General features: G+C 75.6%; 20 protein-coding genes. 14 read left to right on the top strand and 6 right to left on the bottom strand.

The window, feature by feature from the left end; translation table 11 throughout:
• Positions 1-41 precede the first annotated feature (41 nt).
• Positions 42-1244: a hypothetical protein gene (locus QC029_RS21025; RefSeq protein ID WP_279557270.1), complete on the bottom strand. Its 1203-nt coding sequence runs from the start codon at positions 1242-1244 to the stop codon at positions 42-44.
• A gap of 288 nt (positions 1245-1532) precedes the next feature.
• Between QC029_RS21025 and QC029_RS21020 the strand changes: the two genes are divergently transcribed.
• Positions 1533-2192: a hypothetical protein gene (locus QC029_RS21020; RefSeq protein WP_279557269.1), complete on the top strand. Its 660-nt coding sequence runs from the start codon at positions 1533-1535 to the stop codon at positions 2190-2192.
• Positions 2193-2233: 41 nt separating this feature from the next.
• The gene (locus tag QC029_RS21015; RefSeq protein WP_279557277.1) at positions 2234-3739 is read left to right on the top strand and encodes an FAD-dependent oxidoreductase; all 1506 of its coding nucleotides are present in this window, start codon (positions 2234-2236) and stop codon (positions 3737-3739) included.
• A gap of 421 nt (positions 3740-4160) precedes the next feature.
• Here QC029_RS21015 and QC029_RS21010 read toward each other — a convergent pair whose 3' ends face one another.
• From QC029_RS21010 to QC029_RS21000, 3 genes are all read right to left on the bottom strand, one after another.
• Complete coding sequence (locus QC029_RS21010; protein WP_279557268.1) at positions 4161-5549, bottom strand: transglycosylase family protein; 1389 nt, start codon at positions 5547-5549, stop codon at positions 4161-4163.
• A gap of 218 nt (positions 5550-5767) precedes the next feature.
• On the bottom strand, positions 5768-6466 hold the full coding sequence (locus tag QC029_RS21005; protein ID WP_279557267.1) for an endonuclease: 699 nt from the start codon (positions 6464-6466) through the stop codon (positions 5768-5770).
• Positions 6467-6473: 7 nt separating this feature from the next.
• The gene (locus QC029_RS21000) at positions 6474-7355 is read right to left on the bottom strand and encodes a DUF72 domain-containing protein (protein ID WP_279557266.1); all 882 of its coding nucleotides are present in this window, start codon (positions 7353-7355) and stop codon (positions 6474-6476) included.
• A gap of 113 nt (positions 7356-7468) precedes the next feature.
• Here QC029_RS21000 and QC029_RS20995 point away from each other — a divergent pair, with 113 nt between their 5' ends.
• Positions 7469-7879: a hypothetical protein gene (locus QC029_RS20995; protein WP_279557265.1), complete on the top strand. Its 411-nt coding sequence runs from the start codon at positions 7469-7471 to the stop codon at positions 7877-7879.
• Between the two features lie 345 nt (positions 7880-8224).
• On the opposite strand, the gene QC029_RS20990 is transcribed toward QC029_RS20995, so the two are convergent.
• Complete coding sequence (locus QC029_RS20990; protein ID WP_279557264.1) at positions 8225-8863, bottom strand: chaplin; 639 nt, start codon at positions 8861-8863, stop codon at positions 8225-8227.
• A 284-nt stretch (positions 8864-9147) separates the two neighbouring features.
• Between QC029_RS20990 and QC029_RS20985 the strand changes: the two genes are divergently transcribed.
• The 8 genes from QC029_RS20985 to QC029_RS20950 all read left to right on the top strand — a co-directional run bounded on the left by QC029_RS20985 (position 9148) and on the right by QC029_RS20950 (position 19469).
• Complete coding sequence (locus QC029_RS20985; RefSeq protein ID WP_279557263.1) at positions 9148-10251, top strand: hypothetical protein; 1104 nt, start codon at positions 9148-9150, stop codon at positions 10249-10251.
• Between the two features lie 69 nt (positions 10252-10320).
• On the top strand, positions 10321-11583 hold the full coding sequence (locus QC029_RS20980) for a glycosyltransferase (protein ID WP_279557262.1): 1263 nt from the start codon (positions 10321-10323) through the stop codon (positions 11581-11583).
• On the top strand, positions 11580-13112 hold the full coding sequence (locus tag QC029_RS20975; protein WP_279557261.1) for an exopolysaccharide biosynthesis polyprenyl glycosylphosphotransferase: 1533 nt from the start codon (positions 11580-11582) through the stop codon (positions 13110-13112). The genes QC029_RS20980 and QC029_RS20975 overlap by 4 nt, the downstream gene beginning before the upstream one ends.
• A 139-nt stretch (positions 13113-13251) precedes the next feature.
• Positions 13252-14646 (top strand): O-antigen ligase, encoded by a 1395-nt coding sequence (locus tag QC029_RS20970; RefSeq protein WP_279557276.1) that lies wholly within the window; start codon positions 13252-13254, stop codon positions 14644-14646.
• A complete protein-coding gene (gene murJ / locus QC029_RS20965) occupies positions 14643-16334 on the top strand; it encodes a lipid II flippase MurJ (protein WP_279557260.1) in 1692 nt (563 codons plus the stop codon). The genes QC029_RS20970 and murJ overlap by 4 nt, the downstream gene beginning before the upstream one ends.
• Positions 16335-16437: 103 nt before the next feature.
• The gene (locus QC029_RS20960) at positions 16438-17172 is read left to right on the top strand and encodes a polysaccharide deacetylase family protein (protein ID WP_336621606.1); all 735 of its coding nucleotides are present in this window, start codon (positions 16438-16440) and stop codon (positions 17170-17172) included.
• Between the two features lie 49 nt (positions 17173-17221).
• The gene (locus QC029_RS20955; protein ID WP_279557258.1) at positions 17222-18535 is read left to right on the top strand and encodes a glycosyltransferase; all 1314 of its coding nucleotides are present in this window, start codon (positions 17222-17224) and stop codon (positions 18533-18535) included.
• A gap of 7 nt (positions 18536-18542) precedes the next feature.
• A complete protein-coding gene (locus QC029_RS20950; protein ID WP_279557257.1) occupies positions 18543-19469 on the top strand; it encodes a hypothetical protein in 927 nt (308 codons plus the stop codon).
• A gap of 211 nt (positions 19470-19680) precedes the next feature.
• Here QC029_RS20950 and QC029_RS20945 read toward each other — a convergent pair whose 3' ends face one another.
• Positions 19681-20856, bottom strand: coding sequence for a glycoside hydrolase family 26 protein (locus QC029_RS20945; RefSeq protein WP_279557256.1), 1176 nt, complete (start codon positions 20854-20856; stop codon positions 19681-19683).
• A gap of 258 nt (positions 20857-21114) precedes the next feature.
• On the opposite strand from QC029_RS20945, the gene QC029_RS20940 reads away from it, so the two are divergent.
• The 3 genes from QC029_RS20940 to QC029_RS20930 all read left to right on the top strand — a co-directional run bounded on the left by QC029_RS20940 (position 21115) and on the right by QC029_RS20930 (position 26742).
• Entirely contained in the window at positions 21115-22530 is a 1416-nt protein-coding gene (locus tag QC029_RS20940) for an ATP-grasp domain-containing protein (RefSeq protein WP_279557255.1), read from the top strand.
• A gap of 17 nt (positions 22531-22547) precedes the next feature.
• Positions 22548-23810: an NAD(P)-binding domain-containing protein gene (locus QC029_RS20935; RefSeq protein ID WP_279557254.1), complete on the top strand. Its 1263-nt coding sequence runs from the start codon at positions 22548-22550 to the stop codon at positions 23808-23810.
• Positions 23811-24141: 331 nt separating this feature from the next.
• A complete protein-coding gene (locus QC029_RS20930) occupies positions 24142-26742 on the top strand; it encodes a glycoside hydrolase family 9 protein (RefSeq protein WP_279557275.1) in 2601 nt (866 codons plus the stop codon).
• The last annotated feature ends 48 nt before the right edge of the window (positions 26743-26790 follow it).

Here is a 26790-nt window from a genome sequence, read left to right as displayed (position 1 = left end):
CCCCTCCCGAGGGGCGGCGGCCCGGCGCCGGGGAGGAGCGGTCAGACCCGCTCGCGCAGCGACTCGGCCGGGTGCTCGCCCTCGGAGGCCTCCCGGTACTCGCGCCCGAACATCTCCCGGTGCTCGTCGATCACCCGCTCGCTCGGCGGCGCCTCGCCGCCGTGGATCTGCTCCTGCATCCGCTCGAAGCGCTCGTGGGCCTCGCGCACGTACCCCGCGCCCAGCGTCGTCAGGTCCAGCTGGGTGGCCAGCAGCTCGCGGATGTAGCCCTTGTTGGGCTCGAAGGTCAGGACGTTGGGCAGCGCCGGCGCCAGGACCTCCTCCGGCTCGCGGCCGTCGTGCCGCCGCATCAGGTCGCAGGCGATGTGCAGGTGCTCCAGCTCCATGTTCAGGTGCAGCTCCCAGATCGCCTTGACCTTCGGGTCGCTCTCCTGCTGCATGAACGAGTAGTACAGGTAGCACTCGTTGTACTCGTGGTTGACCAGGCGCTCCCACCAGGTCTCGCCCGGGTCCACCAGGGACTCGTAGTGCGTGACGTGCTCCTCCTCGATGAGCCCGATCTCCTGGTAGAGCCGGCGGGCGATGGGCTCCATGTACTGGGGACCGACGTTCATGTAGAAGTTCATGGTCTGCTGCTCGGCCGACATGATCGTCAGCGCGTGCAGCTTGGAGAGCGGGTCCGTGCGGTCCTTGTCGTACGGGTCGCGCACGTTGTCGGCCGGGTGGCGGTGGTGGTACTTGGTGGGCCGGCCCGGGATGACCTCGGTGAGCTGGTCGACGATCTTCTCGGCCTTGCGGTGCTCGATCATCTCGTACAGGTTCGAGTACCGGTACAGGTGGTCGAAGTCCTCCAGGACGCCGAACTGGTACGCCTGCTTGAGATACGGGTCCGGCTCCATCCGGGCGACCCAGGCGGTGAGGTCGACGGCCACCTGCTCGTAGGCGATGGTCGTCTCCAGGACCGAGGAGGTTCCCGGCAGCAGCCAGTTGACCGCCTTCTGCTGCTGCTGCTCGGTGTACCGCACCTCGGCGAGCTGCCGCTTGACGTCCATGTCCGGGCACACCCTGGCGAAGTGGTGGCTGAACATGATCGCCTCGACCTCGATGCCGTTCATGGTGATGATGCGGCAGCGGGTGTACGGGTCGGCGTGGTTCGGGTCGATCGGTTCCACGTCCAGCTCGCGCCAGTTGCGGATCTGCCGGTCCAGCGGGATGCCCCGCTGCTCCAGGGGGTTGAAGGTCACCTGGGTCCTCCTGATCGTGTACGGCGTGGTCGTGTGCGACGTCGGCGCGTCCGGGAGGGCTGCGGCCACCGCTGTTCCACAGCCCTCCCGGCATCTCCCCCGGCGCCGGGCGCGCCGCGCCGGGGTACCCCCGCCACCGGCCCCGAAACGGCGTGATCGGGGCACAGCCCGGACATGTGCCGCGTTTCCGCTGGGTGGCGGCGGGTACCGGCGGGGCGATGACAACGGACCGGATCACCGACGCGTGCGCGCCCCTGACCGACACCGGGACCCGGAGGGAGACCGACCATGGCTGACGAGAACGAGCCCGTCGAGACGGACGAGACCGGCCCCGGGCTGAGCGAGGAGGGCGCCACCGCCACCGACGACGAGACGCCGGGCCTCCCGCCCGAGGGAGAACCCGCCACCGGCCCCAGCCCCGGCGACTCGGCACTGGACGGCGGGGACGACCCGGGCGGCCGCCCGGAGGACGAGGGCATCCCGGACCTGCAGGACGGCATGCCCGAGCAGGAGTGGATGAACGACCCGCAGCAGATGCCCGTCCCCGGGGAGCGCCCGGTGGCCGCCGAGGAGTGGGGCACCACCTACTCCGAGCAGGTGGAGGGCAAGCCCCTGGGCGACCGGCTGGCCGAGGAGGAGCCCGACGTGGGGGAGACCTCCACGGCGTCCGGTCCCCCGGAGGAGGCGACCGGCCAGCTCAGCGACGATCCCCTCGGCGACCGGCCCGCCAACCAGGACGTGTTCTCCCACGAGTCCCCGGCCGAGGGGCTGGGCCCGGAGGAGTCGGCCGTCCACATCGTCGGGGAGGACCGCGACATCGGCCAGCTCAGGGGTGACGAGGACGCCGACCAGACCGGCCCGCCCGAGGGCGTGGGCGAGGTCGGCCCGTCCGGCGAGGGCGAGGGCACCGGCGTGCACCCCGAGTCCGGGGGGAGCGGACGGCCGTGAGCGCGCTCCCCTCGGACCCCTCCGACCGCGGGTCGTACTGGCTGGCGACCGTCCCCGCCGGCGCCGACGTCTCCCACCCGCCGCTGGAGCCCGGCGGCGAGACCGACACCGACGTCGTGGTGGTCGGCGGCGGCATCGCCGGCCTGTGCACCGCGTGGGAGCTCGCCCGGGCCGGACGCCAGGTCACCGTCGTGGAGGCCGACCGGATCGCCGCGGGGGTGACGGGCCACACCACCGCCAAGGTCACCGCCCAGCACGCGCTGATCTACGACGACCTGCGGCGCATGCACGGCGCCGACGGCGCCCGGATGTACGCGCTCTCCCAGCAGGACGCGGTCGAGCACCTGGTCGCCACCGTCCGCGAACTGGGCATCGAGTGCGAGCTGGAACGCCTCCCGGCCTACACCTGGGCCGAGTCCGAGGAGCAGGACGAGAAGCTGCACGCCGAGGCCGAGGCCGCCGCCGAGGCCGGGCTGCCCGCCGCCTACGTCACCGAGACCGGCCTGCCCTTCCCGGTGCGGGGCGCGGTGCGCGTGGCGGACCAGGCGCAGTTCCACCCGCGCAAGTACCTGATGGCGCTCGCCGAGGACCTGGTGCGGCGCGGCGGGCGGATCGCCGAGCGCACCCGCGTGGTGGGCCTGGAGGAGGGCGAGCCGTGCAGGGTGACCGCCGAGAACGGCGCCACGGTCACCGCGAACGCCGTCGTCGTCGCCACCCACTACCCCGTCTTCGACCGGGCGCTGCTGTTCTCCCGGCTGGAGCCCCACCGCGAACTGGTCGTCGCCGCCGCGGTCCCCGCCGACCAGGACCCGGCCGGGATGTACATCACGCCCGAGGACAACACCCGCTCGGTGCGGAGCGCGCCGTACGGCGACGGGCAGCGGCTGCTCCTCATCACCGGCGAGAGCTTCCTGCCCGGCACGGCGGACGTCACCGAGCGCTTCGGGAGGCTGGAGGCCTGGACGCGCGAGCGCTTCCCCGACGCCCGCGTCGTCCACCGCTGGGCCACCCAGGACAACAGCTCCACCGACCGGGTGCCGTACATCGGCCCCTTCCACCCCGGCGCGCGGCACACCTACGTCGCCACCGGCTTCGGCGGCTGGGGGATGAGCAGCGGCGTGCTCGCCGGCCGGCTGCTCGCCCGGTACGTCACCGGCGAGGACCTGCCGGCCTGGGCGAAGCTGTACGACCCCCGGCGGCTGCCCGGTCTGCGCGAGGCGCCCTCGCTGCTGGGCCTCCAGGCCACCGTCGCCAAGCACTTCGTCGGCGACCGGCTGCGTCCCTCCCACGTCGACTCCGTGGCGGAGATCGCCCCCGGCAGCGGTGCGATCGTGCGGGTCGGCGGGAGCCGCTGCGCCGTGCACCGGGACGCCGACGGCCAGTTGCACGCCGTCTCCGCCCGCTGCACGCACCTGGGCTGCCTGGTCCACTTCAACGACGCGGAACTGGCCTGGGAGTGCCCGTGCCACGGCTCGCGCTTCGCCCCCGACGGCTCGGTGCTCCAGGGCCCGGCGACCCACCCGCTGGAACCGCGCGACCTTGAATGACCTTTGAGGGGCCCTTGAGGGGTCCTTGAGTGACCACTGCGCCCACCGCTGCGGCGATGGGCGCGGTGGAACGGCCGTCCACCGGGCGGGGGAGAGCACCTCGCCCAGGGCGGCCGGCCCGGTCAGCGGCCCGGTCAGCGGCGCCCAGGCCACCGCGAGGGCGAGCGGCGAGCCGCCCGGCCCGCCGGCTCGGCGGCGGACAGGCGCCCATCGCCACGGCGCCCGCCGGCAGCCCCCACAGCAGGTCGCGCGGGCGCCGTGACACCAGCAGGGCGACGGCCGACAGCCCGAGCAGCCGGACGGCCACCGCCACCCCGAGCGGCAGGTACCGCAGGGCGAGGTGGATCACGTTCATCCCGCGACGGCCGCGCCGAAGGCCGTCGGTGGCCGGGGCGCTGGGGGTGCTGGAGGAGTCGCGGGATCAGATCCGCACGCCGTGGGCGCGCAGATAGGCCAGCGGGTCGATGTCGGAGCCGTAGCCGGGACCGGTGCGGATCTCGAAGTGCAGGTGCGGGCCGGTGCTGTTGCCGGTGGAGCCCGAACGCCCGATCCGCTGGCCCGCGTTGACCTGCTGGCCGGAGCGCACGGAGATCGCCGACAGATGGGCGTACTGGCTGTAGCGGCCGTCGGAGTGCCGTATGACGACCTGGTAGCCGTACGAGCCGCCCCACCCGGCCGAGACGACCTGCCCGCGGCTGACGGACTGCACCGAGGTGCCCGTGGAGACGGGGAAGTCGACGCCGGTGTGGTAGCCGCTGGACCATCCGCTGCCCGACTGGCGGTACGCGGTGGTGGGGGAGACGCCGCCGACGGGCGCGGCGTAGCCCGGCGCGCTGTCCGCCGAGTTCTTCCGCTCGGACCTCTCCGGTTTGGCCTGGGCCCTGATCTTCTCCTGGGCCCGGGGCTTCTCCCGGACCTCGGGCTTCTCCTGCGTCCTGGGCTTCTCCCGGACCTCCGGCCTGGCCTGCGCCTCCGGCCTCTCCTGGGCCCCGGGCTTCTCCCGGACCTCGGGCTGGGTCTGCGCCTCCGGTCTCTCCTCGGCCTTCGGCGCGCCCTTCTGCCGGGGCACGGTGGCGGTCCGCTCCGGGGCGTCGTCCCGCTTCTCCCGCGCCGCACCGCTCTGCTGCAGGCTGAGCCGCTGCCCGGGGAAGATCAGGTCCGGATCGTCGCCCACGACCGTGCGGTTGCGCTCGTACAGCGTCTGCCAGCCGCCGCGCACGTCCTGCTCGTCGGCGATCCCGGAGAGCGTGTCGCCGCCGGCCACCACGTACGTCCGGCCGCTGTCGGAGGGCTTCTCGCGCGGCTGCCCGGCCTCGGCCGGGGCCGCGGCGGACTTCCTGGCCCGGGGCTGGTCCTGCTCCTGGGCCCGGTCCTGCGTCTGGGGCCGCGGCTGGTTCCGCTCCGCCGGGGCGGCGGTGCCGGAGCCCTGGTGCTCCCAGGTCAGGCCGGCCTGGGCCGAGCACACCGGCCAGGCGGTCGGGCCCTGTCCGTCGAGCACCCGCTCGGCGACGGCTATCTGCTCGTCCCTGGTGGCCAGATCGGCGCGCGGGGCGTAGGCGGTGCCGCCGAATTCCTGCCAGGTGCTCTGCTTGAACTGCAATCCGCCGTAGAAACCGTTTCCGGAGTTGATATTCCACTTACCGCTGCTCTCGCACGCGGCGACCTTGTTCCAGATCTCCTCGGGCGTGGCGTGGGCGGCGGTGGCCCCGATCAGCGGGATGGCGATTCCGGCCCCTCCCGCGGTGACGGTCAGCGATGCGCGGGAAACCGCGTTGGGCTTGTATCGGCGATGACGCCCTCGTCCGGCCACAGCCGGTCCCTCCCCTACGCCGTAACCCGGCGATCCGTCAGTTGAGCTTTCACAGAATTCCGTTGGCGAGCGCGCCAAAGATAGACGCGGCCTTCGCGTGACGGCAAGGGCCGGCCTTTGGCGCCCCCGGCGAAAGCCCCGGAGCGCGGCACGTCACGGCCTCCGCGGCGCACGACGGCGCACGGCGGAGCGGAACGGCGCGGAAACAGAAAAGGAATTCACGCCTCCGCCGCGGCGTCGAGCACCTCGTCGGCGACCTTCCGGTCGAGGGCGGCGCGGACCAGCCCCGCCGCCAGCCGCGGCAGGTCCTCGCCGGGCACCAGCCGCGCCAGCTCCCGCGGGGAGGCGGGCAGCCCCAGCCGCTCCGCGCCCTCGCGCGTCCGCCGGTCGAGGTACGGCGCGAACTCCGGCCAGACGCCCTGCGCCTCGCGCAGGAAGATGTCGGCCCCGGCCGGTCCGATGCCGGGGAACCTCTGGAGCCGCTCGCCCACCCCGCTCTCCTCGCGGAGCCTGCGCAGATCCCCCCGGTAGCGCTGGAGGAGCAGCTCCGCGCCGTCGCCGAGCTGGGTGGCCGTCCGCTCGTCGTACCGCCGGTAGCCGCCCGCGCCCAGCGCGTCCACCCGCCGCTGCCGGCCCGACTCGGCCATGCTCCGCGCGTCGCCCAGCCCGGCGTCGAACAGCGCGCGGGCCGCCGCCACCGCGGTGTCCGCCCGGATGCGGGCGCTCAGCAGCAGCGAGAGCACCAGCAGCCGGTACAGCGGCACGGGGGTGTTCCGCAGCCGGATGCCCGCCTCCTCCGCGTACGTGCGGCCGTGGAGCTCCAGCAGCGCGCGCACCGTCGCGGTGTCGCGCTTCCGCGCTCCCGCGCGTCCCCCCGCGCCGGTCCCCCCGCTCCTGTTCCCGTTCGGCTCGTCCATGGGCGCATCACTCCAGCAGTCCGCTCATCGTCTCGGCGGCGCGGACCGCCGCGTCGCCGCAGCAGTTGTTGAACAGGACGTGCACCCGGTCGGTCCGCTCCGCCAGTGCCCGTATCCGCGGGACCCACTCCGCGAGCTCCTCCCCGGTGTAGCGGTGCCGGTAGGAGTCCTCCTTGGAGCCCGTGCCCCAGTGCGGGCTGCGGCCGTGGAAGCGGACCACCGACAGCTCCGGCACGGTCGCGACGGCGACCGGCGGCACGGACGCGGGCAGGCCCTGCGCGGTGTCCACCGCCACCAGCGCCGCGCCGTGGCGCTTGGCCAGGTCGGCCGTCCCGGCCGACCGCTCGGGCGCGTACCACCGCGGGTCGCGGAACTCCACCGCCGTGCGCCACCCCAGCGCGCCCGCGCGCGTCAGGCACCGCTCCAGGAACGCCTCCGCGCCGGGGCCGGGACGCAGGGACGGCGGGAACTGCATCAGCACCGCGCCCAGCCGCCCGGCCGCGCGCAGCGGCTCCAGCGCGTCGGCGAAGCGCCGCCACACCTCCTCCACGGCCGCCGGTCCCAGCGCGTCGGCCCGCACCCGGGCGCCCGCGGGCGCCCCGGCCGGACGCAGCTCCGCCGGGAGCGAGCCGACCCGGGTGGAATGGCCGGTGAGCAGGGAGAACGCCTTGACGTCGAAGACGAACCCGTCGGGGGTGCGCTCCGCCCACAGTTCGCTGTTGCGTGTGCTGGGCAGCCCGTAGTACGTCGAGTCCACCTCGACCAGGCCGAAACGCCCGGCGTAGTGCCGCAGCCGGCCCTCCGCCCCCCTGGCCGCCGGGGGGTACCACCCGCTGCCGACCAGCGCGGGATCCGTCCACGAGCAGGTGCCCACCAGAATGTTTCCCATGGTCGCCGGGTACCCGCGCCGCGTCGGCGAGATCCGCCGTCAGCAAGTACTCGGGGTACCCGGAGCGCTCGGAGGGAACCGGGGCCCCGGCACCCAGGGAGAGGAGCGAGGCCATGTCCGACGAGGAGAACGGCACGGCCAGGGAGCGGCGCGCCCGCGAGATCGCCGAGGAGGCCGAGCGGACGCGGAACCCGGGGAACGCCATGTACGGCCCGGACGAGGACCTGCCCCGGAGCGGCGAGGACGTGGGCACGGGCGAGGACCACTGGGAGCCCGGCGGCGAGGAGGAGCCGGGCGCGTCCCCGCTGGGCAAGGGCGATGTGCACGCCGTGGCCGCCGACGACATGGAGCAGCCGGAGATCGCCGCGGGGCCCACCGCGGGGATGCAGCCGGGCGAGACCGTGGAGCGCGGCCCCTGGATCCCGCCGGTGGAGGTGGACCCGCCGGCGGGCCGCAACCTGCCCCGTGACGCGGCGGGGGAGCGGGACGCGGTCCGCGAGCAGAAGGAGGAGGGTGGTCCCTGACCGCTCCGCGGGGCGCTCCGGCGCGAGGGGCCCGGGCACGGTGCGGTTCGCCGGGCGGACCGCACCGCTCAGCCGCTCCGCGGGTCGCCCGCCCTCGGGGGCGCGTACGGCGCGCGGTCCGGGGGAGCGCCGGTGCGGGTCCCGCCGCGGCGACTCGTCGGCCTCCTCGCCGGCGTGCCGGCCGGGCGCACCGCTGCGCCCCGTCTCCCCGCGGCGCCGTGCGCGCTGCTTGCCGTGGCCCCTGCCTCCGGGTCCGGGCACGTCGATCACCCCGCCGCGCGCGGGTGCCCGCCCTCCCCGGAGCCGAAACGGCCTCCGCCCCGCCGGCGGGGCGGAGGAGCCGGGTCACTTGTTGATGCAGATGTTCCCGACGGCCGGGTTCAGGGCGCCGAGGAGGTTCACCGAGTTGCCGCAGACGTTGAACTGGGCGTTGATCGGTGCCTGGAGCACGTTGCCGCTGAGGACGCCGGGGGAGCCGAAGGCCACCGCCTCGGCCCGGGCGCCGTAACCGTCCTTGTCGTGACCGTTCTGGCCGTGGCCGTTCTGACCGTGACCGTTCCGGTCGTGGCCGTCCTTGCCGTGACCGTTCTGGCCGTGACCGTTCCGGTCGTGGCCGTCCTTGCCGTGGCCGTCCTTGCCGTGACCGTTCTGGCCGTGACGACCCTGACCGTGGCCGCCCAGGCCGTTGGCGTCCTTGCCGTGGCCGTTCTGGTCGTGGCCGTTCCGGTCGTTGCCGCCCCTGCGGTCCGTCTCGTGACCCCCCTTGCCGTTCTGGCCGTTCTTCCCGTGCTCCTTCTCGGAGCCGCCCTTGTGGTGGCCCTTCTTGCCGTTCTTGCCGTCCTTGCCGTCGTTCTCGTGGCCCTGGTGGTGGCCGCCCCGGTGACCGCCGTCATGGCCCTCACAGGCCGACGAGGCTCCCGCGCCGCCGAGAACCAGGGCGCAGGTGGCCGCGGCGATCGCGGCGGTCTTGGCGATACGGATCATCGCCGTCTCCTTTCGGACATGCGGACTGTGGAGGTTCAGGGCTGTGAATGTCCTGTCGGGAGGCGGCCCAACAGGAATGATGCGCAGGATCACCCGGTGGGCTCACGGGGATCACCGGTCCGGTTCCCCCTCTGAACCGGACTGGCCTACACGGGCCGGGCCGTCCCCGCGCCCCTTTCGGACGATCACACTCTCGGCGCAACCCCCCGCGCGTCTCCCCCGGGGGACGGCTATGCGTCTGTCATGGTTTGCTCCGATTTGGATGGCATCGATCGGAGAAGATCATGCGTGTTTCCCTGGGGCTCACCGGCCGAGGAGTGCTGTGCGCACTGGCATCCGCGGTCCTGGCGATGGCACTGCCGCCGACGGCGGCCGCCCCCGCGCCCTCGCCCGGTGAGGCGCCGCGCATCCCGTTCGGCGAGCGCTACCGCGCCACGCAGCACGGCGGCATCGTGCGCGCCGCCAACTCCGCCGCCACCTGCCTGACGCCCGCCGGCACCGGCGTGCCGTCCTGCGCGGAGGCCCGGGACGGGTCGGCCGCCGGGAACAACGGCGACTACGAGATGACGTACGTCGACGTCGACGACGACCCCAACACCTACAACTCCAGCAGCGCGGAACTGCGCCTGCCCGCCGGAGCGCGCGTCACCTACGCCCGGCTGTACTGGGGCGGCAACCTCCGGGTCGGCGAGCAGAAGCCGCCGGAGGACAACGGCCGGGTGCTGATCGCCGAGCCGGGCGGCCGGTACAAGGAGGTCCTCGCCGACGCCGTCATCGGCCACCGCCGCACCGGCGTCATGGACGGGTACACCGCCTCGGCCGACGTCACCGGCCTCGTCGCGCGGTCGGGCGGCGGCTCGTACACCGTCGGCCAGCTCAACGTCGCCAAGGGACGCACGCCCGCCGGCGCCTGGGGCGGCTGGACGCTGGTGGCCGCCTACGTCCACCCCGGGGAGCCGCTGCGCCACCTGGTGCTCATGGACGGCTACGAGCCCATGACCCCCTCCAGGGGGGCCCTGGACATCACCGCCGAGGACCTGCCGATGCCCCGCGGGGCCTCCGGCGCCGCCGGCGTGGTGGCCTACGACGGCGACCGCGGCCGGGGCGGGGAGACGCTGACCGCGGGGACCGGCGCCTCCCCGGCGTACCGGGTGCGCGACGCGGCCAACCCCGCCGACGACCCCATGAACTCCACGATCACCGACCACGGCCGCCCGGCCCCCCACCGCCTGCCCGCGTACGCCAACACGCTGGGCTACGACTCCGACGTCCACGGCATCACGCCCGCGCTGGCGGGCGGCGGCGACTCGCTGACGCTCCGCTTCACCACCGATGACGAGGGCTACCAGCTGGGCGCGGTCTTCCTGCAGGTCGACGCGCGCCCCTGAGGGCGGCGCGGGCGCGTCCGGCGCCGCCGGCGCGAAGTCATGTCAGGTCGTCGGATGGGGAGTTCACGCATGCTTCGGAGCGATGGGGAAGCGGGTCCTGTGACGGTGCTGCACCTGTCCCAGCCCGTCGACGGCGGTGTGGCCAGGGTCGTCACCGACCTGGTGCGCGCCCAGACCGCGGCGGGGACGCGCGCCGTGGTGGCCTGCCCGCCCGGCGGGGCGCTGGGCAGGGACGCCGCCGCGGCCGGCGCGGAGGTGACCGACTGGCCCGCGCGGCGCGAGCCGGGCCCGGACCTGTACGGCGAGACCGTACGGGCCGCCCGGCTGGTGCGGCGGATCGGGCCCGACCTGGTGCACACGCACAGCGCCAAGGCGGGACTGGCCGTACGCCTCGCCGTGCGGGGCCGCGTTCCCACCGTCCACCAGCCGCACGCCTGGTCCTTCGACGCCGTCGGCGGGACGGCCGCCCGGCTGGCCCTGTACTGGGAGCGGCTGGCGGCCCGGTGGGCGGACCGCGTGCTGTGCGTCGCCGAGGACGAACTGCGGCACGGCCGGGAGGCCGGGGTGCGCGCCCGCTGGGCGGTGGTCCGCAACGGCGTGGACACCGACCGCTTCCGCCCGGCGGACGACTCAGCCCGCGCCCGCGCGCGCACCACGCTGCCCGCGCTCGACGGGGTGCCTCCGCACGCCCCTCTGGCCGTCTGCGTCGGCCGGCTGTGCCGGCAGAAGGGGCAGGACGTGCTGCTGCGGGCCTGGCCCGAGGTCGCCGCCCGTGTGCCCGGCGCCCGGCTGGTCCTGGTCGGCGACGGCCCGTGGCGGCGGGAACTGACCGGGGCGGCGCCCGCGGGAGTGGTGTTCGCCGGGGCCGCCGAGGACCCGACGGCCTGGTACGCGGCGGCCGACGTGGTGGTGCTGCCCTCCCGCTGGGAGGGGATGGCCCTGGTCCCGCTGGAGGCGATGGCCTGCGGCCGCCCGGTGGTGGCCACCGCGGTGACCGGCACGGCCGAGAGCCTCCCGCCGGGCCGTGCCGCCGACTTCCTGGTCCCGCCGGAGGACCCCCGCGCGCTGGCCCGCGCGCTGTCCGCCCTGCTGGCCGACCCGCCGCTCCGGCGCGACCTGGGGCGGCGGGCCGCCGAGCACGTCCGGGCCGCCCACGACGTCCGGCACACGGCCGAGCGGGTCGCGCGGCTGTACGACGAGGTGCTGGCCGAGCGGTCCGCCGCCGGTTCCTCCCCCCGCGCCCCGGCCCGCGCCCCGGCGGACCCCTTCCACCTGCCCGTCCATCCATCCGTTCTTCCCCACCCCGATACCAGGGAGCGCACCAGGCGATGACCACGGAGAACACCGGGACATCCAACCCGAGCCGGGTCCTGCCCCTGCCGGAGCCCATGACCCGCACCACGGCGACCCACCCCGGCCCACCGCGCGGACCGGCGCACCGGTCGCTGCCGCCGCCCCTGCGGGGGAACCCGTACCGGCGCCGCGCAGCCGGCCTGCTCATGGCCGCCGACTGCCTCGCCGCGATCGCGACGGCGGTCGCGGTGGCCGGACCGGACGGCGGCGGGGGCCGGGACGCGTTCACCACCGCGGTGCTCTGCGCCGTCCTGCTGGCCGTCCTGGTGCCGCTCAACGCCCGCGGCGGCCTGTACCGCGTCGCCCTGGCGCCCTCCGCGCTCGGCGAGCTGCCCGCCCTGCTCGGCCGCACGGCCATCGCCTGGTGCGCGGCCGCGGCGCTCCCGGCCGCCGCCCGGGACGGGCAGGCCCAGGGCTGGGCCGCCCTGGCGGTCGCGGTGGCCGGCCACACGGCGCTGGCCTGCGCGGCGCGGGGCGCCGTCCACCTCGCCCGGCGCCGCGCCGGGCGCCGCAGGCCGCGCTCCGCCCTCGTGGTGGGCGCCGGACCGGCGGGGCGGCGGATCACCACCGCCCTGTACGAGCACCCCGAGTACGGGATGCGCCCGGTCGGCGTGGCCGAACCCGGCGGCGAACCGGCCGACGCGGCCCTGGCCGAGGGCGTCTCGGTGCCGGTGCTCACCGGGCGCGAGGACATCGCCCGCGCCGTCATCCAGAACGCCGTGCGCGACGCGGTGTTCACCCGCGACCCCTGGTCGGACCCGGAGACGGCGGCGCTCGTACCGCTCTTCGACGACCTGGACTGCACCGTGTGGGTGGTCGGCGCGACCTCCCCGGCCGCGCACCCGGCCACCGCCCCCCACGTCCGCGGCGACGACCACCTGTGGGGCTTCGCCTGCCGCCGCCTGGACCCGCGGCCCCGGCGCGGCCCGGCCGGACTCCGCTGCAAGCGGGCCCTGGACGTCACGGTCGCCGCCGCGGCGCTGGTGGCCGTCGCACCGGTGCTGCTGGCCTGCGCGCTCGCCGTCCGGATCGCCGACGGGCCCGGGGTGATCTTCCGTCAGGAGCGGATCGGGCTGGGCGGGCGCCCGTTCACCGTGCTGAAGTTCCGCACCCTGCGCCCCCGCGACGAGCACGAGTCGGCGACGCGCTGGAACGTCGCCGAGGACCGCCGGATGAGCAGGGTCGGCCATGTGCTGCGCCGCACGTCGCTCGACGAGCTGCCCCAGCTGTGGAACGTCCTGCGCGGCGACATGAGCCTGGTCGGCCCGAGACCCGAACGCCCCTACTTCGTCCAGCGGTTCAGCCAGCTCCACCCCGGTTACGCGGCCCGCCACCGGATGCCCGCCGGAATCACCGGGCTGGCCCAGGTGCACGGGCTGCGCGGGGACACCTCCATCGAGGACCGGGCGCGGTTCGACAACCACTACATCGACACCTGGTCGCTGTGGCAGGACGTCCGCATCCTGCTGCACACCGCGGGCTCCGTCTTCCGGCTCGGAGGCAGCTGAGGTGACCACGGCCACCACGGCCACCACGGCATCCACGGCGTCCGCTGCCACCACGGCGTCCACGGCGTCCACGGCACCTACGGCATGCGCGCCATACGCGGCGTCCACGCGGCCCGGTGCGCCCACGGCGGGTGCGGTCATCCGTCCTCCCGCGGCCCGCGTCCGGGAACGGGCGGCCGCCCACTGGCCGGTGCTGCCCGCGCTCGCCACCGTCCTGCTGGTGTGCGTGCCCGCCCACCACCCTCCCGGCGGGAGCGGCGCGGGCGCCACCCTCGCCGACGCCGCGTCGGGGATCCTGGTCGTGTGCGGCGCCGTCCTGGCGGTACGGGCCCGTACGCGCCCGCTGGACCGGGTGGCCGTCGCCGTCCTGGCGGCCCCGGTCGCCGCGCTCGCGGCGGCGGCGGCCGCCGCCCAGGATCCCGCGGCCGGCCTCACCGGTTTCGTCCGCCTGATCCAGGTCTTCGTCCTGGTGCCGGCCGCCCTGGTGCTCGTGCTGCGCTCGCGCCGGCACGCCCGGCTGGTCTCCGCCTCGCTGGCGGCGGTCGCGGTGGTACAGGGCGCGATCGGCGTCCACCAGTACCTCACCGGCACCGGCGCCTCCTACCGGGGCGAGGACGTCCGCGCCGTGGGCACCTTCGGCCCGCTGGACGTCATGGGGATGTCCTCCGCCGTGGCCTGCGGCGTCGTCGTCGCCCTGGCGGCGGCGCTCGCTCCGCCCGCCCGCGCCCCCCGGTGGCTGCGGCCGGCGGCGCTGTGCACCGCCGCCGTGCTCCTGGTGCCGCTGGCCCTGTCCTTCAGCCGCGGGGCGTGGATCTCCACCGCCGCCGCCTGCGCCGTGCTGCTGGTCCTGGCGGGCCTGCGGACCGCCCTGCGCGGCCTGGCGGTCCTGCTGGCCGCCGCGGTGGTCCTGGTCGGCGGGTTCGGGGTGGGCGGGGACCTCGTCGCCGAGCGCGCCGGCAGCATCACCGAGGTCGCCGACGACCCCGACCAGTCCGTGACCGACCGCTACGCCATGTGGGCCGCCGCCGCCGGGATCTGGCGCGAGAACCCGGCGACCGGGGTGGGGCCCAGGGGCTTCGCCGGGCACCGCGACGCCCACGCCTCCCTCGCGCTCTCCTCGGCGAGCGACACCGCCGGGGCGGGGCGGGACTTCCACCGCCAGCCGCTGCTGTCCCCGCACAACATGTACCTGCTCCTCCTGGCCGAGCAGGGCCTGGCCGGCGCCGTCGCCCTCGTCGGCGGCTGGGCGGCGCTGCTGGTGCTGGGGGTGCGGCGGCTGCTGCGGGCGCGGGCGGCGGGGCGCGGCACCGACTGCGGGCTGGCGGCGGTGGGCCTGCTCGTCATGGGCTGCGTCGACTTCCTCTACGCCGACATCGGGGGGCCCTCGACCGTGCTGACCGCCGTGTCGTTCGGCCTGGCCGCATGGTGGGCGCTGGCGCCCACGGCGGTGTCGGCGGTATCCACGGCGTCCACGGCGGTGTCCACGGCGGCGTCCGGCGGCGTGCGGAACGCGGAGGGGGCGGACACCCGGTGACCGCCCCGACCGGCGCGCCCACCGCGCCCCCGCCGCCCTCCCGGCCCCGCCCGTCCTCGGGCGCCTCCGGCTCCGCGCCGGGCGGGCGGTTCGTCGCCCGGGCCGCGGCCGCGACCGCCGTCCTCACCGCCGCGGGCTCCTTCTTCGGCCTGGTGCGCGACCAGACCATCGCCCACCTGTTCGGCGCGGGCAGTGACACGGACGCGTTCCTGGTGTCCTGGACGATCCCCGAGTTCGCCTCGACGATCCTCATCGAGGACGCGATGGCGCTGGTGCTGGTCCCGGCCTTCAGCCTGGCGCTGTCGCGCCGCGCGGCGGCCCGCGGCGAGGGCGCCTCCGCGTCCGACCCTGCGTCCGCCTCCGACCCCGCCTCCGATCCCGTACGCGCCCTGCTGGCGGCGACGCTTCCCCGGCTGCTCCTCGCGCTGGCGTGCGCCGCCGGCGCCGTGGTGCTGCTGGCGCCCGTGCTGGTGCGCGCCCTCGCGCCCGGCCTGGCCGACCCCGGCCTCGCGGTGGACTGCACCCGGCTGACCGCCGCCACCGTGCTGGCCTTCGGAACCGCCGGGTACTTCAGCGCGGCCCTGCGCGCCCACCGCAGCTTCGTGCCCCCGGCGGCGATCTACTGCGCGTACAACCTCGCCATCATCGCCGTGGTGCTCGGTCTGCACGCCCGGTGGGGGGTGCGCGCCGCCGCGTTCGGGGTCGCCGCGGGCAGCGTGGCGATGGTCCTGGTCCAGCTCCCGGCGTTCTGGCGGCGCCTGCCCGTCCGCGCCTCCCGCGCCTCCCGCGCGGGACGCGCCGTGCGCCGGGCCGCCCCGCGGACGGCGGCGCTGGTGGGCTGGGCGGTGGTCGCGCCGGTCGCCGTCTTCGCGCTCTCCCGCCAGTCGCAGGTGCTCGTCGAGCGCTTCCTGGCCTCCTCGCTGCCGCCCGGCGCCATCTCGCACCTGAACTACGCGCAGAAGATCGCCCAACTGCCCATGACGTTCTCCCTGCTGCTGTGCACGGTCACCTTCCCCCTGGTCGCCCGGGCCATGGCCGACGGCCAGACCGAGCGGGCCCGGCGGCGGGTGGAACGCGACCTGGTGCTGGCCGCGACGGTGGTGCTGCTCGGCGCCGCGTACGTGATCGCCTACGCCCCCCAGATCGTCCAGCTCCTCTTCCAGCGGGGCGCGTTCGACGCGGCGGACACCGCCGCCACGGCCTCGGTCATGCGCGTCTACGCCGTCGGGCTGCTCGGCCACTGCCTGGCCGGGGCGCTGGTGCGGCCGTTCTTCTCCACCGCCCGGCCCACCTGGTACCCGGCCGCGGCGATGGCCGTCGGCCTGCTGATCACCGTCGCGGCCGGCGCCCTGACCGCCCCCCGCTGGGGCGTCCACGGCATCGCCGCGGCCAACGCCGCGGGGATCACCACCACCGCGCTGCTGCTCCTGTGCGGCCTGCGCACCCGGATCCTGCCCATCCGGGTGCGCGCGGTGGCCGCGGGCCTGGGCCGGCTCTCCCTGGCCGCGGCGGCCGCCACCGCGGCCGGCTGGGCCGCGGCGCCCTTCCTGCCCTCCCCGTTCCCCACCGCCCTGGCCGGGGGCCTGGTCGTCCCGGCCGTGTTCACCGCCGCGGCGCTCGCCGTACGGGCGCCCGAAGTACCGCAGCTCCTCACCGCCGTCACACGAAGGTGCCGCCATGTCCGCTGATCCGACCCACACGCCCGCCCCCGTCTTCGCCGCGGCCCCCGTCACCCGCGCCGCTCCCACCGCCTCGCTGCCCCGGCGCCGGCCGGTGCGCCCCTGGGTGCTGATGTACCACTCGGTGGCCGAGCACACCGAGGACCCCTACAACGTCACCGTCTCGCCGGGCCGCCTGGACCGCCAGCTGCGCTGGCTGCGGCGGCGGGGCCTGCGCGGCGTGGGGGTGGGGGAGCTGCTGCGGGAGAGGGCGGCCGGACGGGCCGACCGCCTGGTGGGCCTGACCTTCGACGACGGGTACGCCGACTTCATCGAGGAGGCCGTGCCGCTGCTGCGCCGCCACGGCTGCGCCGCGACCGTGTTCGTCCTGCCCGGCAGGCTCGGCGGCGGCAACGAGTGGGACCCGCTGGGCCCCCGCAAGCCGCTGCTGACCGAGGCCGGGATCCGCGCCGCGGTCGGCGCCGGCATGGAGATCGGCTCCCACGGGCTGCTCCACCTCGATCTGACCAGGACCGACGACGAGACCCTGCGCCGGGAGACCGAGGGCAGCCGCCTGGCGCTGGAGGAGATCACCGGCCGTCCGGCACGCGGCTTCTGCTACCCCTACGGCACGGTCGACCACCGCGTGGTGCGGGCGGTGCGCGCGGCGGGCTACGAGTACGCCTGCGCCATCGACCCCGGCCCGCTGACCGGCGTCCACGCCCTGCCCCGCGTCCACGTCGGCGAGGAGGACACCGCGCTGCGGCTGTACGCCAAGCGGCTGCTGCACCCCCTGCGCCGCCGCGCCCTGCCCAGCGGGCCCGCCGCGCCGGCCGCCGGAACCCCCCTCGCCGGGGCCGGGCGGTGAGCCCGGCACGGGCCTGGGCGCGGAACCCGGCGCGGACGGGGGAGAGCCGATGAGAGTGCTGCACGTCATCACCGGCCTCGGCGCGGGCGGCGCCGAGCAGCAGCTGCGGCTGCTGCTGCGCCACCTGCCGCTGTGCTGCGACGTCGTCACCCTGACCAACCCCGGCGCGGTCGCCGACGGCATCGAGGCCGACGGGACCGCCGTCACCCACCTGGGCATGAACGGCAACCGCGACCTGTCGGCCCTGCCCCGGCTGGTGGACCTGGTCCGCGCCGGGCGCTACGACATCGTCCACACCCATCTGTACCGGGCCTGCGTCTACGGGCGGATCGCCGCGCGGCTGGCCGGGACGCGCACCGTGGTGGCCACCGAGCACTCCCTGGGCGAGCGGCGGATCGAGGGCCGCCCGCTCACCCAGGGCACCCGCGCCCTGTACCTGGCCACCGAGCGCATGGGCACCGCGACCGTCGCGGTCTCCACCACCGTCGCCGCCCGGCTGCGCCGCTGGGGCGTGCCCGGCTCCCGCATCCGCGTCATCCCCAACGGCATCGACGCCGCGCGGTTCCGCTTCGACCCGGTGGTGCGCGCGTCGGTGCGCACGCGCCTGGACCTGCCCGCCCACGCCCTGGTGGTCGGCGGAGTCGGGCGGCTGGTGCCCGGCAAGCGCTTCGACATCGCGCTCCGGGCCGTCGCCCAGCTCCCCGGGGCCCATCTGGTCCTGGCCGGGGACGGACCGGAGCGCGCCCGGCTGCGCGAACTGGCCGCCGGACTCGGCATCACCGACCGCGTACGGCTGCTGGGGGAGTGCGGGGGAGCGGTGGCGGGCGAGCCCGGCGCGCGCGGCGCCGCCCCGGACGTCCCCGGGCTGCTCAGCGCGATGGACGTCTTCGTCTCGCCGTCGGCCGAGGAGTCCTTCGGACTGGCCGTGCTGGAGGCGCTGGCGGCCGGACTGCCCGTGCTCCACGTGACCTGCCCGGCCGTCGACGAGCTGCCGCCCGGCCACGCCCCCGGGGCGCACCGCGTCGCGCCGGGGGTCGCGAGCCTGGTGGCGGCGCTGCGGGAGCCGTCGTCGGTGCCGGCCGGCCGGCGCCGGGCGCCCCTGTGCGAGGCCGTACGCCGCTACGACGTGGCCCGCAGCGCCGACCGGCTCATGGCCCTGTACGAGGAGCTCCACGGCCGCGCCCCCGCACGCCCGGCCGTGCGCACCGCCGTACGCGCTGCCGGGCGCACCGCCGTACGCGCCCCCGCGCGTGCCGCGGCCCCCGTCCTGCCCGCGCCGAACGCCTCGGCGCGGACCGCCCCGACCCCGACCGCCCCGACCCCGACCGCCCCGACCCCGACCGCCCCGACGACGAAGAGGTAGTACCGCCTTGACCCAGTCGCTCACGACCGAACCCTCCGCACCGCCGAGCCGTCCCGGCCCGCCGATCCGCCCGCTGCCGTGGCGGGTGCCCGCCCTGTCCGCCCTGTCGGCCCTGCCCGCCTGGTGGCCGCTGGCCCTGGGACTCCTGCTGGGGCTGGTCGGCGGAACGGCCTACGGCCTGCTCGCCACGCCCCGGTACACCGCGACCAGCTACGTGGTCGCGGTACCCGGCGCCGGGGTGGACGCGGCGACGGCCCTCGGCTTCGCCCAGGCGTACGGCCGCGTGGCCACCGACCGGGCCGTCCTGACCGAGGCGCGGGCGACGGCGGGGATGCCCGTGGACGAACTGCGGGCCGCCGTGCGGTCGGCCACCTCCCCGGACGCGCCCATGGTGGAGATCACCGGGACGGCCTCCAGCCCCGACCGCGCCGCCGCCGTCTCCAACGCGGTGGCCAACGCCCTGACCCGGACCGGCAACCAGGCCGCGAGCAGCACGGGGGTGCAGCTCTCGCTGTTCGCCCCGGCGTTCGACCCCACCGAGCCGACCTCGCCCTCCCTGCCGCTCTCCGTCGCGGTGGGCGTCTGCGCGGGCGGGCTCGTCGGCGGTCTCGCGCTCCTGGCCGCGCCCCGGGGCCGCCGCGACCCGGCCTTCCCCGGCGTACCGGCCCCCGCTGCCCCCTCCGACCCCGGCGACCGCGGCGGCAGCGGCGGCGACCGCGCGGAGCAGTCCGTCCCCGGCCCGGCCGCACCCGCCACCGCGCCCGCCGCCACCGCACCCGCCACCGCGCCCGCCGCCACCGCGCCCGCCGTCACGGCCGCCGCCAAGGCAGCGGCGGCAGCGGCGGCGTCCGTCTCCGCGGCCACCGGCGGCGGTGCCGCCGCGGACAAGGCGCCGGAGGAGCGCCGACGGCTCGGCCGCCGGTCCGCCCGGTGACCCGTCGGGCGGCCGGCGCGGCGGTGACGTGCCGTCAGCGGCGCCCCACCACCCTGCGCGGCGCCGAGCCGTACGAGCCCCACCGGCGGCCCGGGGCGGTCACCGGCCGGCGGCGGCCGGCGGCCCGCCCCGCGTCGGCGCCCCCGCCGTACCACTGGCGCGCGAGCCTGGCCGGGGCGCGGTGAGCGCGGACCGCGCCCCGGCGTACGGGCTAGGGCCTCCGCCCCCAGGAGAGGGTGACGCACAGACGCCGGTCGCCGAACCAGAACCCCAGCCAGTCGCCCAGGTCCAGGCAGAACTCCGGCCGGTTCCGTCCGGGCCGCGACGCGCCGGGCGTCAGCATCGTCCGGAACACCGCGGAGGACTTCGGGTTCTCCTCGCACCGCCACACACCGTGCGGGCAGTAGTCGCTGATGGTGTGGTAGAGCGGCTTCTGCTCGGCGATCCACTCCAGCATGCGGCGCACGTACTCGGCGTTGTCGCCCCTGCGGAACAGTCCCCATTCGGGGTAGGAAATGGGTTTTCCGCGCGCGGCGGCGAAATCCACCTGATGCTGCAGGCCGTAGGGTTGCCGCACCTGGTCGTCGAAGGTCTCGCCCGGCGGCTGGTCGTAGGAGTCCATCCCGATGATGTCGACCACGTCGTCACCCGGATAACACTCGGTCCAGCCGATCGCATCCCTTCCCCGACTGGGTGCGAAATCGAAGCGGAATTTCTGCCCGGAAACCGATCGCATGGCGGTGACGATGCGCCTCCAGTACGTCTTCCACGCCTGCGGATCCGGGGCGCAGCGGTGCGTGTAGGTGGTGCCGTTCATCTCCCAGCCCAGCACGATCACCGTGTCGGGCACCCCCGCGGAGACCAGGTGCCCGGCCAGGGTGCGGAAGTGGTGGTCGAAGCGGCCCCCGGCCCCCCGGGCGAGCAGTTCGCGCACCTCGTGGTCGGGCAGGCCGGCCTCGTTGCGCTCCTGCATCGGCACGTTGAGGACGAGCAGCCGGTCGGGATCGGCCCGCCGCCACTCGGCCCAGGGCCGCAGGAAGTACGGGTCGCTCTCGATGCGCTCCCAGGTGTCGCCCGGCAGGTAGGTGTGTCCCACCCGCAGGTCGGCGCCGCCGAGCCACGTGCTCAGCCCCGCCATCCGCCGCACCCCGTCCGAGCCCGATCCGAGGAAGGCGCCCATGGCGACGGTGGAGGACGCCGCCGCACCCGGCCCGCGCGGTTTCGCGCCGCCGCCCTCGAACACGTCGGTCGCGACGGCGCCGCCCGCGACGAGCGCCCCGGCGGTGACGGCCCCGACGCAGGCGGACACCAGCCTGCGGCGCCGGGCGGGCGCCGTGGGCTTGCGGTGCCGGCCGGTCCTCCCCGGTCTCCGGTGTCGATGGGGCATCGTGCCTCCTTGCTGCGTCGCCAGAACGGTGTGCTCGTTCTCCCCGGCCCTGCGCATCTTCCTCACGACACTAATCGGAGAATCTCTCAAATGAGCCGCCCGCCTGCTTTCTGATAACCCGTTCGCGGTTTTCGTCGCTCACTCGGACCAGTGTGAGGGGAAATTCGCGGGCGCCGACGACGCCAAGGAGTCGATACCCGGTAAGACCGTCGGCAAGACATCCGAGAAAACCAACAGGAACACCGAGGATTCCGCGCCATGCCGTCATCATTCGACACCGACGTACCCGTACTGCTGCTGAGGCTCGACCGAAATCCCTTCCACCACGGCACACTGGGGGCCATCAGGTCCCTGGGCCGCGCCGGTGTCGAGGTCCACGCCGTCGTCGAGTCGCCGCACTGCCCCATCGGCCGCTCCCGGTACCTGCACCAGGGGCACCACCTCCCGGCGGACGGCGTCCACGGAACCTGCCGCACGGGCGAGACGGTCGACGCCGCCGGCGCCTCGGACGACCGGCTGGAGCGGACGCTCCGTCAGATCTCCGACCGCATCGGGCGGCCCGCCGTCCTGATCCCGATGGACGACATGGGCGCCATCGCCGCGGCCCGGCTCGCGGACCGGCTCTCCGGACGCTTCCTGCTGCCCGACCAGCCCCCCGGACTGCCGCAGCGGGTGGCCGACAAGGCGGAACTCGCCTCGATGTGCCGGGAGCTGGGCATCCCGCACCCGCCGACCGCGGTGCCGCGCAGTGCCGGCGAGGCGGCCGCCGCGGCCCGGGAGCTGGGCCTGCCCCTGATCGCCAAGTGGAGCCGTCCCTGGCTGCTGCCCCAGGGCAGCGGGCTGCGCAGCACCACCGTGGTCGCCACGGCCGACCAGGCGCGCGCCCTGTACCGGCGCAGCGGCGAGGCGGGCAGCCCGCTGCTGCTCCAGCGGTGCGTGCCCGGCGGCCCGGAGACCGACTGGTTCTTCCACGGCTGCTTCGCCGACGGAGCGGCGCGCCTGGCCGGCGGCGCCGGGCGCAAGGAGCGCTCCTGGCCGGTGCGCGCCGGGCTGACGGCGGTCGGCCGGTGGCTGCCGAACCCGGAAGTCGAGGAGGCGGCACGGCTGCTGGCCAAGCACCTGGACTACCGGGGCATCCTCGACCTGGACTTCCGGCTCGACACCGCCACCGGCGCCTACCAGCTGCTGGACTTCAACCCGCGCCCCGGCGCGCAGTTCCGGCTGTTCACCGACCGCTCGGGGCTGGATGTCGTACGGGCCCTGCACCTGAACCTCACCGGCCGCGCCGTCCCCCCGGCCGACCCCGCACCGGGCCGCGTCTTCGTCGCGGAGAACTACGCCCTGCTGTCCTCGCTGGCGGCCCTGCCCTCCGCGGATTCGCCGTTCACCGCCGCCCGGCGCGGCCGTACGGCCCGGGAGGGGGGCGGAGCGCGGGAGACGGAGACCGCCTGGTTCGCCGCCGACGACCCGGCGCCCTTCCTCGCCATGAGCGCCGCCTGGCTCGGGCAGGGCGGGCGGAAGGTCCTGCGGCGCGCGGGGCGGCGCGTGCTGCGCCCGCGGCCGCGCACCGCCTCCGGGGCCGGGCCCGAGCCCGGCCCCGGGCCGCGGCCGGGCGGCGGGAGCGGCGCCCCAGGCCCCTCCGAACACCCCGACCGCACGACAAACCCACGATGAGAGAGCGGTAACCAGCCATGTACGACCTGGTAGTGGTGGGCGCGGGCCCCTACGGACTGTCGATCGCGTCCCACGCGGCGGCGGCCGGAATCGGACTGCGCGTCCTCGGCCGCCCGATGGCCTCCTGGCGCGACCACATGCCCGGGGGGATGTTCCTCAAGTCCGAGCCCTGGTCCTCCAACCTGTCCGATCCCTCCGGCGAGCACACCCTGGCCGCCTACTGCGCCTCGCGGGGGCTGCGCGCCGAGCACGGCACCCCGCTGCCGATCGACGTCTTCACCGACTACGGGCTGTGGTTCGGGCGGTCCGCCGTGCCGGCGGTCGAGGAGGAGACGGTCATCTCCGTGCGCCTCCGGACGGACGGCTTCCTGGTGGAGACCGAGGGAGGCGAAACGATTCTGACGCGGACCGTCGCCCTGGCGGTCGGCGTGATGCCGTTCGTGCACCGCCCGGAGCCGCTGCGGGCGCTGCCCCGCGAACTCGTCACGCACAGCAGCCACCACAAGGACCTGTCCCGCTTCCGCGGCCGGGACGTCACGGTGATCGGCGCCGGGCAGGCCGCCCTGGAGACCGCCGCGCTGCTGGCCGAGTGCGGCGCCCACCCCCGGGTGGTGGCCCGCGCCGACCGCGTCAACTGGAACACCCCGCCCCAGCCCCTGGAGCGCTCCCTGCTGCGCTCCCTGCGCGACCCGCACTGCGGGCTGGGCACCGGCTGGCCCAGCTGGGTGTGGTCCGAGACCCCCTGGGCGGTACGGCGGCTGCCCGGCGCCCTGCGGACGCGGATCGCGGCCACGGCGCTGGGCCCGGCCGGTGCCTGGTGGCTGCGGGAACGGGTGGAGAGCAGGATCCCGGTGCTGCTCGGGCAACGGCTGCGGGCGGCCGTCCCGGCGGGCCACGGGGTGCGGCTGAGCCTGGAGAGCGCGGCGGGGTCGGTCACGACCCTGGAGACCGACCACGTGGTGGCCGCCACCGGCTTCGTCCCGGACATCGGACGGCTGGGCCTGCTGGACCCGTACGTGCGCAACCGCCTGCGGCTGGCGGGGTCCGGCCGGGCGCCGGAGGTGGACGGCCGGTTCGAGTCCTCGGTGCCGGGCCTGTTCTTCGCCGGTCTGCTCACGGCGCCGTCCTTCGGCCCGTCCATGCGGTTCGTCTACGGGGCCGGTTTCACGGCGGAGCGGCTGGTGCGCGGGGTGAGACGCCGGCTGGGCGCCCACCGCTCCCCCCCGGTGCCCCCCAGCCGGCGGTCCGCCGGCTCCCGCGCCGCGGTGCCCCTGGGCTGAGCCGCCGGTCCCGGGTCCGCCGTACGGCACCGGCGCCGTACGGCGGACCCGTCCGCCGCCGTGGCCAGCCGTCACCTCCCCGCGTCGCTGGGGGAGTCCGGCCCGCGGGCCGTCCGGCACCGGGAACCCGTTGGTGGTGTCCGACGTCTTGACGCTGTCTGTCATGCACCCCACGATGCATGGGAGCGCTCCCATCCGTAGGGGGGTGCCACCTCGTCATGCCGTCGCGTCGCCCCCGTCCGTTTTCCCACGCCGGAAGGACCGAACTGTGACACCTCATCCGTCCCGTCAGCCCCAGGCGCCGGGCCGCCCGCGCCGCGGCAGACGCCGCGTGCTGGGCGCCGTGGCCGCCGCCGGACTGCTGGCCGGCGTCCTCACCGCTCCCGCCTTCGCGGCCGGGGCCGCCGACGGCCCCGAACTGATCACCAACGGCGACTTCTCCAGCGGCACCACCGGCTGGTGGTGGACGGAGAACACCCCCGGGAAGATCGTCGACGGACGCCTGTGCGCCGACGTACCCGCCGGCACGGAGAACCCCTGGGACGCCATCGTCGGGCAGAACGACCTCCCGCTCGCCGCGGGCGAGGGCTACGAGCTGAGCTTCACCGCCAGCGCCACGGCGCCGATCACCGTCCGCACCAACGTGCAGATGGCCACCGAGCCCTGGACCACGGAGCACGCCTCGGCCGACCGGATCGACACGGAGGCGAAGACCTTCACCCACGTCTTCACCGCCAAGGCCGACCACGAGGCCGCCCAGCTCGCCTTCCAGATCGGCGGCGGCGACCAGGCGTACACCTTCTGCGTGGACGACGTCTCGCTCACCGGCGGCGCCGAGCCGCCCGTGTACGAGCCCGACACCGGCTCGCCCGTGCGGGTCAACCAGGTCGGCTACCTCGCCCAGGGCCCCAAGAGCGGCACCTTCGTCACCGACAGCACCTCGGCCCTGACCTGGACGCTCAAGAACGCCGACGGCGCGGTGAAGGCCACCGGCACCACCACCCCCAAGGGCGTCGACCCGACCTCGCGCCAGAACGTCCACACCTTCGACTTCAGCGGGTTCACCGAGGCGGGCGAGGGCTACACGGTCACCGTCGACGGCCAGACCAGCGAGCCCTTCGGCATCGGCGACGACCTGTACGCCTCGCTGCGCTCGGACGCGCTCGCGTACTTCTACCACAACCGCAGCGGCATCGAGATCGACGCCGACCTCGTGGGCGAGGAGTACGCCCGCCCCGCCGGCCACGTGGGCGTCGCGCCCAACCAGGGCGACACGGAGGTCCCGTGCCAGCCGGGGGTGTGCGACTACACCCTCGACGTCTCCGGCGGCTGGTACGACGCCGGCGACCACGGCAAGTACGTCGTCAACGGCGGCATCTCCGTCGCCCAGGTGATGGCCACCTACGAGCGCACCCTCACCACCGAGGACACCGGCGGCGAGAAGCTCGGCGACGGCAAGCTGCGGGTCCCCGAGCGCGGCAACGGCGTCCCGGACATCCTGGACGAGGCCCGCTGGCAGATGGACTTCATGATGAGCATGATGGTCCCCGAGGGCGAGCCGCTGGCCGGCATGGCGCACCACAAGATCCACGACAAGGCGTGGACGGGCCTGCCGCTGCTGCCGCACCAGGACCCGCAGCCGCGCGAGCTGCACCCGCCGTCCACCGCCGCCACCCTCAACGTGGCCGCCTCCGCCGCCCAGTGCGCCCGCCTCTTCGAGGAGTACGACGCGGACTTCGCCGAGAGGTGCCTGGACGCCGCCGAGACCGCCTGGGCCGCCGCCAAGGCGCACCCGGACGTGCTCGCCGACCCCAACGACGGCACCGGCGGCGGCGCCTACAGCGACGACGACGTCCGCGACGAGTTCTACTGGGCCGCCGCCGAACTGTTCGTCACCACCGGCAAGGACACCTACCGTCAGGCCGTCCTGGGCTCCCCGCTGCACGGCGACGCCGACGCCGTCTTCCCGCGCGGCGGCATGTCCTGGGGCGCCACCGCGGGCCTGGGCGCGCTGAGCCTGGCCACCGTGCCCAACCAGCTCACCGCGAGCCAGCTCCAGGCGGTGCGCGCCATGGTCACCGAGGCCGCCGACGGCTACGCCGCCGACTCGCGCGCCGCCGCGTACGGCGTGCCCTACGCCCCGCAGGACAACCACTACGTGTGGGGCTCCAACAGCCAGGTGCTCAACAACATGGTCGTCCTCGGCACCGCCCACGACCTGACCGGCGAGGCGAAGTACCGCGACGCGGTGCTGCGCGGCCTGGACTACCTGCTCGGCCGCAACCCGCTCAACCAGTCCTACGTCACCGGCTACGGCGAGCGCGACTCCCGCAACCAGCACCACCGGTTCTGGGCCAACCAGCTCGACCCCGACCTGCCCAACCCGGCCCCCGGCTCCGTCGCGGGCGGCCCGAACGTCGACATCCAGGACCCGGTCGCCCAGGACAAGCTCAAGGGCTGCGCCCCGGCGATGTGCTACATCGACCACATCGAGTCCTGGGCCACCAACGAGATCACCATCAACTGGAACGCCCCGCTGGCCTGGGTCGCCTCCTACGTCGACGACCTCGGCCAGGGCGGCGACGAGGGTCCGGGCGGCGAGGAGCCCGGCACCCCCACCTGCGAGGTCACCTACTCCTCGAACCGGTGGAACAGCGGCTTCAGCACCAATGTGACGGTGCGGAACACCGGTGCCCAGACGGTCAGCCCGTGGGAGCTGACCTGGTCCTTCGCCGACGACCAGAAGATCACCCAGGCGTGGAGCGCCCAGGTCACCCAGACCGGCCGGAACGTCGTCGCCAAGCCGGCGCCGTGGAACACCACCATCCCGGCGGGCGGTTCGGTGAACTTCGGCTTCAACGGCACCTCCAGCGGCCAGGCGGCCAACCCGGCCGCCGTCTCCCTGAACGGGAAGGCCTGCGCGGTCAAGTGACCTGACACACCACCGACCGCACGCCTCCCGACCGGAGGGCCGGGACAC

Source organism: Streptomyces sp. DH37, assembly GCF_029813835.1.
Classification (GTDB): domain Bacteria; phylum Actinomycetota; class Actinomycetes; order Streptomycetales; family Streptomycetaceae; genus Streptomyces.
This window is presented reverse-complemented; position numbering and strand designations above follow the sequence as displayed.

Excerpts from the sequence above, each read along its gene's own strand:
- QC029_RS21020 (WP_279557269.1), top strand. The coding sequence starts at position 1,533 with ATGGCTGACGAGAACGAGCCCGTCGAGACGGACGAGACCGGCCCCGGG.
- QC029_RS21005 (WP_279557267.1), bottom strand. The coding sequence starts at position 6,466 with ATGGACGAGCCGAACGGGAACAGGAGCGGGGGGACCGGCGCGGGGGGA.
- QC029_RS21000 (WP_279557266.1), bottom strand. The coding sequence starts at position 7,355 with ATGGGAAACATTCTGGTGGGCACCTGCTCGTGGACGGATCCCGCGCTG.
- QC029_RS20995 (WP_279557265.1), top strand. The coding sequence starts at position 7,469 with ATGTCCGACGAGGAGAACGGCACGGCCAGGGAGCGGCGCGCCCGCGAG.
- QC029_RS20990 (WP_279557264.1), bottom strand. The coding sequence starts at position 8,863 with ATGATCCGTATCGCCAAGACCGCCGCGATCGCCGCGGCCACCTGCGCC.
- QC029_RS20985 (WP_279557263.1), top strand. The coding sequence starts at position 9,148 with ATGCGTGTTTCCCTGGGGCTCACCGGCCGAGGAGTGCTGTGCGCACTG.
- QC029_RS20980 (WP_279557262.1), top strand. The coding sequence starts at position 10,321 with ATGCTTCGGAGCGATGGGGAAGCGGGTCCTGTGACGGTGCTGCACCTG.
- QC029_RS20975 (WP_279557261.1), top strand. The coding sequence starts at position 11,580 with ATGACCACGGAGAACACCGGGACATCCAACCCGAGCCGGGTCCTGCCC.
- QC029_RS20960 (WP_336621606.1), top strand. The coding sequence starts at position 16,438 with ATGTACCACTCGGTGGCCGAGCACACCGAGGACCCCTACAACGTCACC.
- QC029_RS20955 (WP_279557258.1), top strand. The coding sequence starts at position 17,222 with ATGAGAGTGCTGCACGTCATCACCGGCCTCGGCGCGGGCGGCGCCGAG.
- QC029_RS20945 (WP_279557256.1), bottom strand. The coding sequence starts at position 20,856 with ATGCCCCATCGACACCGGAGACCGGGGAGGACCGGCCGGCACCGCAAG.
- QC029_RS20940 (WP_279557255.1), top strand. The coding sequence starts at position 21,115 with ATGCCGTCATCATTCGACACCGACGTACCCGTACTGCTGCTGAGGCTC.
- QC029_RS20935 (WP_279557254.1), top strand. The coding sequence starts at position 22,548 with ATGTACGACCTGGTAGTGGTGGGCGCGGGCCCCTACGGACTGTCGATC.